The 12,821-nt window shown below is 37.1% G+C and carries 16 protein-coding genes; 8 read left to right on the plus strand and 8 right to left on the minus strand.

Features of this window, described 5'->3' with window-relative positions; translation table 11 throughout:
- A complete protein-coding gene (locus tag OU989_RS05665; RefSeq protein WP_274796148.1) occupies positions 1 to 360 on the minus strand; it encodes a GntR family transcriptional regulator in 360 nt (119 codons plus the stop codon).
- Positions 361 to 481: 121 nt separating this feature from the next.
- Positions 482 to 1,480 carry an acyltransferase family protein gene (locus OU989_RS05670; protein WP_274796149.1) on the minus strand — a complete coding sequence of 333 codons (999 nt, stop codon included), beginning with the start codon at positions 1,478 to 1,480 and terminating at the stop codon, positions 482 to 484.
- A 238-nt stretch (positions 1,481 to 1,718) separates the two neighbouring features.
- On the opposite strand from OU989_RS05670, the gene OU989_RS05675 reads away from it, so the two are divergent.
- The 4 genes from OU989_RS05675 to OU989_RS05690 all read left to right on the plus strand — a co-directional run bounded on the left by OU989_RS05675 (position 1,719) and on the right by OU989_RS05690 (position 5,924).
- Entirely contained in the window at positions 1,719 to 1,970 is a 252-nt protein-coding gene (locus OU989_RS05675; RefSeq protein ID WP_274796150.1) for a phage holin, read from the plus strand.
- A gap of 81 nt (positions 1,971 to 2,051) precedes the next feature.
- A complete protein-coding gene (locus OU989_RS05680) occupies positions 2,052 to 4,133 on the plus strand; it encodes a DUF2339 domain-containing protein (RefSeq protein WP_274796151.1) in 2,082 nt (693 codons plus the stop codon).
- A gap of 283 nt (positions 4,134 to 4,416) precedes the next feature.
- A complete protein-coding gene (locus OU989_RS05685; RefSeq protein ID WP_274796152.1) occupies positions 4,417 to 5,169 on the plus strand; it encodes a prepilin peptidase in 753 nt (250 codons plus the stop codon).
- Between the two features lie 32 nt (positions 5,170 to 5,201).
- Entirely contained in the window at positions 5,202 to 5,924 is a 723-nt protein-coding gene (locus OU989_RS05690; RefSeq protein WP_274796153.1) for a gamma-glutamyl-gamma-aminobutyrate hydrolase family protein, read from the plus strand.
- A 109-nt stretch (positions 5,925 to 6,033) separates the two neighbouring features.
- Here OU989_RS05690 and lexA read toward each other — a convergent pair whose 3' ends face one another.
- Entirely contained in the window at positions 6,034 to 6,651 is a 618-nt protein-coding gene (gene lexA / locus OU989_RS05695) for a transcriptional repressor LexA (RefSeq protein ID WP_004232118.1), read from the minus strand.
- A 165-nt stretch (positions 6,652 to 6,816) separates the two neighbouring features.
- On the opposite strand from lexA, the gene yneA reads away from it, so the two are divergent.
- Entirely contained in the window at positions 6,817 to 7,131 is a 315-nt protein-coding gene (yneA, locus tag OU989_RS05700; protein ID WP_274796154.1) for a cell division suppressor protein YneA, read from the plus strand.
- Positions 7,128 to 7,793, plus strand: a complete 666-nt coding sequence (locus tag OU989_RS05705) for a YneB family resolvase-like protein (protein ID WP_274796155.1) — start codon at positions 7,128 to 7,130, stop codon at positions 7,791 to 7,793. The genes yneA and OU989_RS05705 overlap by 4 nt, the downstream gene beginning before the upstream one ends.
- 40 nt (positions 7,794 to 7,833) lie before the next feature.
- Here OU989_RS05705 and def read toward each other — a convergent pair whose 3' ends face one another.
- From def to OU989_RS05725, 4 genes are all read right to left on the minus strand, one after another.
- Positions 7,834 to 8,406, minus strand: coding sequence for a peptide deformylase (gene def / locus OU989_RS05710; protein ID WP_274796156.1), 573 nt, complete (start codon positions 8,404 to 8,406; stop codon positions 7,834 to 7,836).
- Positions 8,399 to 8,590, minus strand: a complete 192-nt coding sequence (locus tag OU989_RS05715; protein WP_274797284.1) for a helix-turn-helix transcriptional regulator — start codon at positions 8,588 to 8,590, stop codon at positions 8,399 to 8,401. The genes def and OU989_RS05715 overlap by 8 nt, the downstream gene beginning before the upstream one ends.
- Positions 8,591 to 8,680: 90 nt before the next feature.
- Entirely contained in the window at positions 8,681 to 9,220 is a 540-nt protein-coding gene (locus OU989_RS05720) for a DJ-1/PfpI family protein (RefSeq protein WP_274796157.1), read from the minus strand.
- The gene (locus tag OU989_RS05725) at positions 9,217 to 9,747 is read right to left on the minus strand and encodes a GNAT family N-acetyltransferase (protein ID WP_274796158.1); all 531 of its coding nucleotides are present in this window, start codon (positions 9,745 to 9,747) and stop codon (positions 9,217 to 9,219) included. The genes OU989_RS05720 and OU989_RS05725 overlap by 4 nt, the downstream gene beginning before the upstream one ends.
- 185 nt (positions 9,748 to 9,932) lie before the next feature.
- Here OU989_RS05725 and OU989_RS05730 point away from each other — a divergent pair, with 185 nt between their 5' ends.
- Together OU989_RS05730 and tkt are read left to right on the plus strand one after the other, a co-directional pair.
- A complete protein-coding gene (locus OU989_RS05730) occupies positions 9,933 to 10,166 on the plus strand; it encodes a DUF896 domain-containing protein (protein WP_274796159.1) in 234 nt (77 codons plus the stop codon).
- A gap of 126 nt (positions 10,167 to 10,292) precedes the next feature.
- A complete protein-coding gene (gene tkt / locus OU989_RS05735) occupies positions 10,293 to 12,287 on the plus strand; it encodes a transketolase (RefSeq protein ID WP_274796160.1) in 1,995 nt (664 codons plus the stop codon).
- 24 nt (positions 12,288 to 12,311) lie between these two features.
- Here tkt and OU989_RS05740 read toward each other — a convergent pair whose 3' ends face one another.
- Positions 12,312 to 12,662, minus strand: a complete 351-nt coding sequence (locus tag OU989_RS05740; RefSeq protein ID WP_274796161.1) for a hypothetical protein — start codon at positions 12,660 to 12,662, stop codon at positions 12,312 to 12,314.
- Positions 12,663 to 12,821: the final 159 nt, after the last annotated feature.

A 12,821-nucleotide genomic window follows, 5' to 3' on the forward strand; every position in this document is an offset into this window, starting at 1 on the left:
TTATCCCCCTTGTATCAATCTTTGTAACTCTTCATCGGAAATGCCTAAACGACTAGCTTCCTTTTTCAACGGTTCAATATGTTGACGAAAGAAGTTTTCTTTACGCTCAGTAACTAAAATTTTTCTAGCGTCCTCATGTACAAACATTCCGACACCTCGTTTTTTATAAATGATCCCCTTATCCACTAATTCATTCACGCCTTTCCCAGCAGTTGCAGGGTTGATTTGGTATTCTTTTGCAAACTCATTCGTAGATGGAATGCGATCATCTGGCTGTAGCTGTCCATCTAGAATGGCATCTTCTATTCTTTCGCGAATTTGTTGGAAAATTGGTTTTTCGTTATTTAAAGAATGAATCACAATCCACCTCACTTGTTAATTGGTTGATTACTTATGTAATTAACCATACAACTTATGGTGCCATCTGTCAATTGTTTGGCAAAATTAATTAAAAAATTTATTTTCCATCAAAAAAGCCTTCTCAATGTTGAGAGGGCTTTTGATGAGCTTTACCTATCAGATAGGCACTTAAAGGTACGTATGAAATGATTTTGATAAGCAGCATACAGACAAGTAAACTGGACAGGAAAAGTGAAATTACTTGAAGAGCGGTAGTAGGTAGTAATGCGCAATAAGGAGCAAGATATTCTTGGATCAGCCAGTGTATTAGAAAGATACCAAAGGAATAGCGACTTAAAATATGGAGATAAGAGAGCTTGGGCATACTTTGTGCAAACGCTAATATACAAAATGTTATAGTCAAAACGAATAACATAATATCGATTCTTCTGGATGTAATCTGCTGAGCACCTAAATAATAGTTTGCATATAAAATGGCCATTGCAAGTATAACGGAAAGGACTGTGACGAATTTATATTTGACAAGATAACGTGCTATTTTTTCATAATGACTACCAATGATATAGGCCATTGCAAAATAAGGAAGCCAACCAACAAAGAGCAAACGCATAAAATGATCATTCTGGATGAAATAGTCGAAATTCAAATTTACAATAGTCATATAAAAAATTCCTAGTAAGAAAAAAATAGAAGTAAACCAGATACTGGATAGCTGCCATTTTTTTATGAAAAAAAAGAGAATATAAAGCTGAAAGATCGTCATGACAAACCATCCTGAAAAGTCTCCTAAAACAATATGTCGATATAATGCATTCCAAAAGTTTTCATCATAATGAAAAGCGGCGTTGGCTGCATATAAAATACCTGCAGCTACAAACGGCATAACAATAAACTGAAAACGACGCCATAAAAAAAGGGGAGGTAGCTGATTTGGGTAGCGATTAGCTAAGATCAAAATAGATAATAAAATAAAGGTTGGTGTAGCGAAACATAACAATAATCTAAAAAATTGATAGTATGGTTGATCAATATAGCCATTAATCGTTTCAATATTGGTTGTAGCATGTAATAATACAATACTTAAGCAAGCAATTACCCGCAAAACGTTCCACTCATACACCAAATCAATCACCCTCGTTTTCAGTAAACTGGGAGGCATCCAGTTATAAGATGCAACCTAACTAAATATATGTGTATGACATACGTGATAAAACCTTCCTAGCTTTCCTTCCATAAATAGTTTGGACCACAAAATATTATTAAAAAACTCTAGTAACTTAGCAAGAGTTCCATTTTTGCATATGTGTCACATAACTACTATGCATATACTGTGGCAAGAGGGGGGGAGGTGAGCTTTTATGAGAATTAACTGGAAGGTTCGTCTTCAACATATTCCATTTCTACTAGGGCTATTTTCATTGTTACTCCTACTCGCACAACAAGTAGCGGCTATTTTTGGCTATGATTTAACAGCTGCGATGAGTGAGCAAATTTCATCGATTTTAAATACAGTTTTATCCATCCTTGTGTTAATGGGTGTCATTGTAGATCCTACGACACGTGGCACAAGTGATAGTGAGCGTGCTCTAATGTATAGGAGACCGAGATAAATTAAACTAAAAGTGTAATTTTACAATAAGGATAAATATGTTATAATGTTAGAAAATTGATAAAGTAGGGAGGATGATTGAATGTCCATTGAATTGGAGCGTAGAATTGCTAAGCTCGAGGAGGAAATGGCAGATTTACGTCAGGAGTTGTCTTCACTAAAGCGTACTCAAAACACTGAAAAAATAAATACTCTTGATGCCAGACAATCGATAATCAAGCAATCAGAACCAATAAAACCAAAACCCACACTGGAGTCGAAGCCTATCCCGTCCAAAGTAACGGAAAAAGAAGTGCAACCACAGCCATCGATGGAGGAACGTGTTATGTGGGCACTTCCAAAAGTATTCATGGTTATTTTAGTGATGGGGGTCCTTTGGGGACTAAAACTTGTCAGTGATTATGGTTATTTATCGAATGACGTGAAAATCATCCTCGCCTATGCATTATCGGTGGGATTGGTGGTCATTGCCTACGTATTGGAACGTAGAAAAGTAGGCTCTGCTGCAATGACAATTTCACTATATGGTGGGGCATTTATTGTTGGTATTTTAACAACAGCAGCAAGTGCCATTTTGTATGAAATCATCGCTCTAACACCTGCATTAGGCATTACGATTCTGTATATTGGCTATGGAATTGGCATTAGTTATTTGAAGAAAAATGAAGCACTCACTATTTTTGTTGCTTTTACGTCGTTATTATTACCTTATTTACTAGAGTATATGGATTTTAGTGCCGTCATTATTTTACTATTTGTGATCGTATTGTTTGCTGCACTACAATTGGTCATTTATCAGCACAAGCAAAAGCTTGCACTTTATATAGCTACTTTCTTCTCTGTTCTAGCAGTGAGCATTGTAGCGTTTATGAATAGTGATCAGCAAGTTGTTTTTGCACTTGGTTTACTGGTGATTCTGGCAATCTTTTACGCAATTTGGTGTCTACTGTATCGTGTGCAATCAAAATGGAAGCCACTACATATAGGGCTCCAATTTTCTTTAGGCTCTTTTACTTTAATATTGATGAATCTTATTATCCGTTCGCTTGAAAATGGAGAAATACTACTCATTACCTTGATGATTTTATTTGGCGCAATAGCGTTTTATAGCTATCGTAAAAATTGGCAGGAAGTATTGGATAGTGCTGTCACGCTGGCATTTATTACACTATGTAATACCGTACTTCTAATGAATTTACCAAATAACATAGATGATTTACTTTATCCGCTCATTATATTTGCTGGTGTTATGATGAGTTTACGTATACGGGCAAGTATCATGAAGGTAGTTACTTCATTTTTCCTTGTGTTGACATTTACATTAAACTACGTCTTTCATGAGCCAAAACCATTTTTCAGCATAGATCATCTAAGTTTATTCATGCCGATTATCTACCTAATCGTCATATATTTATATGCAAGACGTCCAAAAGAAACAATTACACCATTTGAAAAGGTTATGAAGGATTTATACATCATCGATATTTTAGCAGTGGTCACAGCAGGCTATTTCTTAGCTTATATTGGCAAACTAGACAGTGCTTATTTTGTGGACACAAACGGTATTCCTTATATGATGAGTATTGCATTAGCTGCACTATTTGCAGGCTCTTTACTAGTTGCCGAATCATACAAAGGGCGAGCGTTAACACCAGTTCTCGGCGCATTTTTCCTCCTATTCTCTTTGCTGATTAGCACCAAGACTTCAATGATGGATAGTTTGAATATTATCACTAGATTTGTTTATATTGCAGTCATTGTAGCCATCATCGTAGATATCTTTGTAAAAGGGCTTATTTACCGATTGTATGAAGATCGTCTAGGGAAATATGTCGATGCTATTGTAAGTTCTGGTATTGTACTCACAATGATTTCTATTTGGGGGCTGATTCAACAGTTTACGAATAATAACGTACTAGATTGGAAGCTAAGCATTGCCCTTACAACGATCACATTATTCTTGACGGCCAGTGTTTCATTATGGCTTGGTTCAAAACATCATCTTAAAACACTCCGTACAACAGGCTTTGTCATTTTGGTCATGGCGTTTATTAAGCTTATATTCTTTGACTTATCCGCACTTGATTTATTAATTAGAGCAATTCTGTTTATTACAATTGGTGGGATTGGCATGCTGTTGTCGGGTAGGTTGTTGAGGAAATAAAGAAGAAAAGAGATTCCAATGTATTTTGGAATCTCTTTTTACATTATGTTAAAATGATATCGAAACCTTACTATATTCCCCGCTTTTTAAAGTTCAACATTTCCCTAATCTTACATCATTCATTCTCTATTGTTTTTATCCAAATTTTCCATAGCGACAAGTATTTTAATAGATTCTTTAATAACCTAACAATGTTAGGAGGACTTGTTATTGAACAATACTTACATGGATAGGCGAACCATACGATTTGTATGGGCTCCTATTGGTTTAGGAGGTCAAAAAAATGGAAATGGCTTATACAATCTTTATATTTTTATTTGGGCTTGTCTTTGGCTCTTTTTATAATGTGGTAGGTTTACGTGTCCCACAGAAGGAATCGATTGTCCATCCTCCTTCACATTGTATCAACTGTAATAGACAATTAAAGATGATTGATTTAGTACCAGTATTGTCTTATGTGTTTTTAGGGGGGAAATGTCGAAGCTGTGGCTATACAATTTGTTGGATATACCCAGCAATAGAAATATGGACAGGTGTTTTGTTTGCCTTTGCTTATTGGCGGCTAGGTTGGGGCATAGAATTTATTGTAGCGCTTTTATTTATCTCCTTGTTCGTTATTATTATTGTTTCGGATTTAGCCTATATGCTCATCCCAGATAGGGTGCTTATATTCTTTTTACCATTCCTCGTTGTAGGTCGGGTACTATCGCCATTAACACCATGGTGGGATTGTCTTGTGGGTGCTGTCGTTGGTTTTGGCATACTATATGTTATTGCGGTTATATCGAATGGTGGCATGGGTGGAGGAGATATTAAATTATTCTTTTTAATTGGACTCGTTCTTGGCACAATCAATACACTGTTAACACTATTTCTGGCGGCAGTTATCGGTATGATTGTGGGGGTTATCATTTTGTTCAAGCGTAAGCAAGGAAGAAAAACACCCTTCCCCTTTGGTCCGTCTATCGCCTTAGCAGCGATCATTGTTTATTTTTATGGTGATTCATTAATCAATTGGTATTTAGGTTTTTGGTAATTGTCAATCTTCAAGTATATGGAGGGAAGCAAGTGAAACCGGTTATTGGCATTACAGCCTTTGTGGAGGATGATTTATCCGCTCATTTAAATGCTGCTTACAGTCAAAGTATTATTGAGGCGGGAGGAATTCCGCTTATTATTCCTTTAGGTGTTGAGGAGGATGCGGCTCAAATTTTAGCTCTTACAGATGGTTTATTGTTATCGGGTGGCTATGATGTGCATCCATTTCTATTCGGAGCAGAGCCATCACCAAAGCTAGGGAAAATTCATCCAGCGAGGGATACAGTTGAACTAGCTTTAATTGAAGCTGCTTTTATACGAAAAATGCCTATTTTCGGTATTTGTCGTGGAATCCAAATTTTAAATGTCGCATTAGGTGGTACTTTATATCAGGACATTGATAGTGACCATTTTAGTACGAAGTTGCTTAAACATGCACAGCAATCAGGTCGAGCTGTAGCTACTCATTATGTACAGATTATTGCAGATAATTTATTAGCAACTATTTTAGAACAAGAGAAAGTTGCTGTAAATTCATTTCATCATCAGGCTGTGAATGTTCTAGCAGAGAAATTAAAAGTAGCAGCGAAATCAAGCGATGGTATTATCGAAGCGGTAGTTCATGAAGATTTACCATTTTGCTTGGCAGTTCAGTGGCATCCTGAGGAAATGGCCATAGCAGGAGAAGAGAACGCTAAAAAATTATTTTCAGCATTTGTAGAGGCTAGCTTAAAGTTCAAAAAAGAAGCTTAGAAGGGCATAGAGTAAAGAATCCAATGCTAGTATGTGGATTCTTTTTTTGCGTAAAAAAGAGGATACATGCTCATAAGGAACATATAATCCTCGATACCTATTTTCGTAATTAATGCACACGACGGTAGAGACCAACAACTTGTCCTAAAATAGAAACTTGATCGACAATAATTGGCTCCATGGATGAATTTTCAGGCTGTAAACGGAAATGGTTTTTTTCTTTGAAAAAACGTTTTACAGTGGCTTCATCCTCAGCTGTCATAGCTACAACAATATCACCGTTATTGGCAGTTGCCTTTTGCTTCACAATGACTAAGTCCCCATCTAAAATTCCTGCTTCAATCATTGATTCCCCCATAATTTCAAGCATGAACAATTGATCTTCACTTGTGCCATACGTATCTGGTAGCGGGAAATACTCTTCAATGTTTTCAATAGCTGTAATAGGAGAACCGGCTGTAACCTTACCAACAAGTGGAACATGAATTACTTGTTGCTTTTGAATGGATTCTTCAGGCTCTAGAATTTCAATCGCACGTGGCTTTGTTGGATCTCGACGAATAAAGCCTTTTTGTTCTAATCGAGCTAGATGACCATGAACAGTGGAACTTGAAGCAAGTCCAACTGCTTCCCCGATTTCTCGTACTGATGGTGGATAGCCCTTAGCTCGTACCTCTTCTTTAATAAAAGCTAAAATATCCTCTTGTCTTTTTGAAACTTTTTTCATGAGTGCTCACCTCTTTTTTCTAATATCATTCTTCTTATTTGATAGTATAACAGAATGCGAACACGTATGCAAACATAGGTTCGAAAAGTGTTTGACAAAAACGTTTGTTCGCTTTATTATGAGAACATACATTCCGAACAAACATTCTAAAAAGGGGTTATGAACATGACATGGTTAAAGAAAAACACACATATTTCAATCTTGATGGGAGTTTGTCTACTATTTGCAGGATATCTTTACATTACTGATCCAGGACACGTTAGTTACGCTGAAATTCAAATCGAACACGGGGATAGCTTATGGTCGTTAGCAGAGCAATACCGTGGTAAAATGAGTACTGAAGATTGGATTAAGCTTGTGAAAACAGAAAATGAGCTAGCGGATATTAAAATTGTGGCAGGAAAATCTCTAGTCATTCCTGTAGTGAGTAATCATGCCGATCCCATCAATACCATTGAAATTGCGAGAAACGAACAATGATCAATAATCAACTGTCGGCTGTTGTCTATTGCCGTGTAAGTACTGAAAAGGAAACACAAAGCTCGTCTTTAGAGCGCCAACAAGAAGAGTTACTGCGCTATGCAAAAGAGCAAGGTTATGAGGTGAAGGGCGTTTTTAAGGATAAGCACAGCGGCTACGATGTAGAACGTGAGGGCTTACTTGAAATGCTTGATTTCATTAAAGAAAAGGGGATTAACGCCCTTTTTGTACAAGATGAAACACGTTTAGGACGTGGAAATGCAAGGATGGCTGTGTTGCATTTGTTACAAAAATCAGCAACAGATGTTTTCTCTATGCGTGATGCAGGACCGGTTCAACTAAACGAAATGGACACGATGCTGCTTGAGATTTTAGCGATAGTAGAGGAATACCAGCGTAGAATACATAATGCTAAAATACGTAGAGGTATGCGTCGTGCTGTAGAGAATGGCTTCCGTCCTGAAAATAATTTATCGAATCGAGGTAACCCGCATGGTCAGGAGCGTAAGGAACTACCTGTAGATGAAATTGTCAAGCTGCGTAAACGTGGATTTACCTTTGAAGAAATTTCTATAACGCTTAGAGGGTTAGGTTTTGAAGTTAGTAAAGCGACTGTCCATCGCAGATTTCAAGAACATCAAGAAAGATTAGCAGGAAAATGATATAGCCTGCTAATCTTTTTTTATCTTCTGTACTTCGCTATTAATAGGAAGATAAGCTTTCTATGCTTACGTTAGTAGGTAGTTTAAAAGGGTGTTCTTTATTAATTCGATCATAAAACATAATGCCGTTTAGATGGTCGATTTCATGTTGGACAACAATTGCACCATAGCCCTGTAACTGCACGATGATTTCTTGTCCATTAATGTTATAACCTTTAACCTTAATACGTTCATATCTTGGCACAAAACCATGGACTGGTCGATTAACAGATAAACACCCTTCTCCCTCTGGTAAATAAATCATATTTACAGAATGACTGATTATTTTAGGGTTGATCAACATCATTTCATAGTCATCAAAAAATATAGCAAACATTCGTTTATCTACGCCAATTTGGTTAGCTGATAGTCCACTTCCAGGTCGAAGCTTATATTTTTTTGCTAGATTTGGATCTTGGCTATTTTTTAAATATTGCAGCATTGATAATAATGTATGTTGGTCTTCTTTTGTCACAGGGATTGTCACTTCTTGTGTTTGTTTTCGTAATAATACGGAGTCCTCTTTTACGAAATCTTTCATAGTAATCATATAATTAGGATGAAATCTATTCATAGATAAACACCTCATCAATACGACTATTGAGGACTTTAGCAATTTTAAAAGCTAACTCAAGCGTCGGATCGTACTTATCATTTTCAATACAATTGATTGTTTGTCTGACAACCCCGCATTCCTTAGCAAGAGCAGCTTGTGTTATTCCTAATCTTTTTCTCAAAACTTTGATAATATTCTTCAGATTTACTCCTCCATTTTTGTCCGAAGTATTAGACATTATTATAGCGAAAATCTACAAGAGATGTCCAAGGAATTAGACATGTGGAGTGTTTTATTTTTCATACCAGTTGGCATTAAAATTTAGATTTAGCGCTTTCCCTAAATTAATACCGAATTGAATAAAGGCTCTACCACGTGCTGTAATGATATGGCCGTCTTGCACAAAGAGTTCGTCAGAATAATGTCGTAGATCAAAAATCCCTAACTGTCTTATTCCATCTAAAGGCAAACCAACCGTGTATTGTTTGTTTGCTAAAATTCCAGCCTTTGCTAATAAATAGGGGGAGCTAGAGATACTTGCGATAATGCCTTCTTTATCGTGGATTGCACGTATAAAATCGAATATTTCCTGTTCTTGTTGTAGGTAAGATATGTCCATGCATCCTGGCAATACAAGACTATCAATATCAGCTAAGTTCGCCTCGCTTATTAGAGAATCCACTACACAGCATAAACCCGATTCCCCGCGTATTGGTTCATTGTTTAAACCTAGGGTGATGATAGGTTTGCCACCTTGCATTAATATAGACAAGGCCACGCTTAATTCATATTCACTAAATTGAGGGTATAATAATACAGCCGTTTTCTTCATTCACACTCTCCTTTGTTCGTCCACTCTTCCTGCAAAATGGCGTAATAAAATTCATCCCACCAATCTTCACCATGCGGTATACATTTTTTAAAAAAACCTTCACGTCGCATACCTATCTTTTCCATGACCCTATATGAAGCGATATTTTCGGGCTGACATGTTGCAATTATTCTATGAAGCTTCATTTCGGTGAAGCCATAATCTAAAACAGCAAGCGCCGCTTCAGAAGCAAACCCATGGTTCTGATAAAGAGGATTTAAAACCCATCCGATTTCATAGGTATGTTCACCAAAGTATCGGTGAAAAACAATATGACCGATCACCAATTGTTGCTCTCTTAAAACAATGGCAAAATGTTTGGCTTGTACATCACTGTTTTCTATTATAAATTTTCGTACCTGTTCTTCATCGAAAACGCCTTCAGGCATGTAATGCATCACCGTTTTATCTGACAAATAACTATAAATAGCAGGAAAATCTTTTGCTTCAAAATTTCTGATAAGTAATCGTTGAGTTGTAATATTCACGTTCATTCCCCCAATATCTATCAATTTTTCCCTTTTACTATAGTTATACACCTCTAACATCTGGAAGTCATGTGAATAATAGCAAAGAGGTGTTATTAAGGGTTGGTATAACTGCATTTTAAGGGAAACCATGCTATACTTTGCATACTGAAGTCTTTAAGATAGGTATTGAAAGGTGTGTAACAATGTTATCAAAAGAAAAAATTAATCGAATTAATGAACTTTCTGCCAAAGCAAAAAGTGGACAATTAACAGAGGAAGAGGCAAAGGAGCGAACAGCGCTTCGTAAGGAGTACTTAGATACGTTCCGAGCAACAATGCGCGATACGATTGAAAATGTAAAAGTGGTGGATGTAGAAGGTAATGATGTCACACCAGAGAAGGTTAGACAAGCGAAAAAAAATAAATTTCTAAATTAATGTGACACAATTCAATAAAGTATGTATGAAAAACCAAATAGTATAACAAAAGCATTGTTTTCTACAGCAATGTTGACTAAACTGTAAAAGAACAATATATAGGACGAGAAAGGATGTCACAATATAATGACTCAACATGCGGATCTATTAGCAATTAATGCTATCCGAACTTTGTCAATCGACGCTATTGAAAAAGCAAATTCTGGTCACCCAGGTTTACCGATGGGGGCAGCGCCAATGGCTTATACGCTATGGACAAAACAATTACGCCATAATCCAGCCAATCCAAAATGGTATAACCGTGATCGTTTTGTACTGTCAGCTGGTCATGGTTCAATGCTTCTATACAGCTTACTTCATCTTGGAGGCTATGGTTTACCAATGGAAGAAATTCAAAATTTCCGCCAATGGGATTCATTAACACCAGGACATCCTGAATACGGTCATACAGTAGGTGTAGAGGCAACAACTGGTCCTCTTGGTCAAGGGATTGCTATGACTGTTGGTATGGCAATGGCTGAGCGTCATTTAGCGGCTACTTACAATAAACCAGGTCATGACATCGTTGACCACTACACATTTGCACTATGTGGTGATGGTGACTTAATGGAAGGTGTAGCTGCTGAAGCTATTTCATTAGCAGGCCACTTAAAACTTGAAAAATTAATCGTGCTTTACGATTCTAATGATATTTCTTTGGATGGTGACTTAGAAAAGTCATTCTCAGAAAACGTGCAAAAACGTTTTGAATCTTATGGTTGGAATTACTTAAAAGTAGCAGATGGTACAGATGTTGATGCGATTAATGCTGCCATTGAAGAAGCGAAAAAATCAACTGGCAAACCAACATTAATTGAAGTAAAAACGGTTATTGGTTTTGGTTCTCCAAATAAATCTGGTAAAGCAGATTCTCACGGTGCACCACTAGGTACAGATGAAGTTGTTTTAACGAAAGCTGCCTATGAGTGGGCTCACGAACCGTTCAAGATTCCTGCAGAAGTATATGATACATTTACTGCTGCTGCTGAAGTGCAAGGAGCACAACCAGAGGAAGCTTGGAATGCTAAATTTGCAGCATATAAAGAAGAATTCCCAGAGTTAGCAGCTCAATTTGAAAAAGCAATGAATGGTGAATTACCAGAGGATTTTGCTTCTGAATTACCAGTATATGAGGCAGGTAAATCAGTAGCAACGCGTTCTTCATCTGGTGATGCCATCAATGCCATCGCAAAGAAAACACCATCTTTCTTTGGGGGTTCAGCTGACCTTGCCGGCTCTAATAAAACAACAATGAAGGGCGCTGGTGACTTCTCAGCAGACGATTATGCAGGTCGCAACATCTGGTTCGGTGTTCGTGAATTTGCAATGGGTGCTGCTATGAACGGTATGGCACTTCACGGTGGTTTAAATGTATTTGGTGGTACGTTCTTCGTGTTCTCAGATTACGTTCGTCCAGCAGTGCGCCTATCTGCATTAATGGGTCTTCCTGTAACATATGTATTTACACATGACTCAATTGCGGTAGGGGAAGATGGTCCAACTCATGAACCAATCGAACACCTTGCATCATTACGTGCAATGCCAAATCTATCTGTTATTCGTCCTGCAGATGCAAACGAATCAGCAGTCGCTTGGGAACTTGCAGTAGCTTCTGAAAAAACACCAACAGTTTTAGTATTATCTCGTCAAAACTTACCAGTACTTGACGCTTCTATTGAAACAGTACGTGAAGGTGTGACAAAAGGTGCTTATACAGTGTCTCCTGCTACAAAAGAAGTTGCAGATGCGATTTTAATCGCAACAGGTTCAGAGGTTTCACTTGCTGTTGAAGCACAAAAAGCATTAAAAGCTGAAGGAATGGATGTAGCTGTTGTTTCAATGCCATCTATGGATCGCTTTGAAAAACAAGATGCAGCTTACAAAGAATCTGTTCTACCAAAAGCTGTGACAAAACGTCTTGCGATTGAAATGGGTGCATCATTCGGCTGGCATAAGTATACTGGCTTTGAAGGTGATGTGCTTGCTATCGATAAATTTGGCGCATCAGCACCAGGTGAAGTAGTAATGGAAAAATACGGCTTCACGGTAGAAAATGTCGTAGCAAAAGTAAAAGCATTATAAAAGAAACAATGAATACCGCAACACTCAGTGAGCTTCTTTCTCTGTGTTGCGGTTCTTTTCTTTTTTATAGCTTTTTAGTACCGTAATGTATAAAGCCAAGAATTGAGTGACTAGAATACCCATGAAAAGGATAAAATCCTTTGTACTACCACCAATTCCTAATTCATCTACGATAATGGCAGAAAACCAAAGAAGCTGACCAGAAACGATGACGGTTAAACTGGCAAAAATAGTACATAACCAAATGGGTGTTTTTTTGATGCAAACCATAATGAGTAGCAAAATAGAGAACAGAAAAATCACAAGAAAGATAGGATCAAGTAAGGAAAACACATTGTTTGTGACAAAGTTATGATAGGTAAAACGATGATCCATAAAAGATCCCTTTTTTACAAATATTAACGTATCTAATAAAAAAAGGTTCAATTTGGGAGTGGGGTAAAAAGAAGAGTGAGTAGTATATGATGTAATTGGTGCACGTCATCATGTAAGTGATCTACCAAAGTACCTCTAAAAGTATAAAAAACTGCATGC

It is taken from the genome of Lysinibacillus irui, from assembly GCF_028877475.1.
GTDB lineage: Bacteria > Bacillota > Bacilli > Bacillales_A > Planococcaceae > Lysinibacillus > Lysinibacillus irui.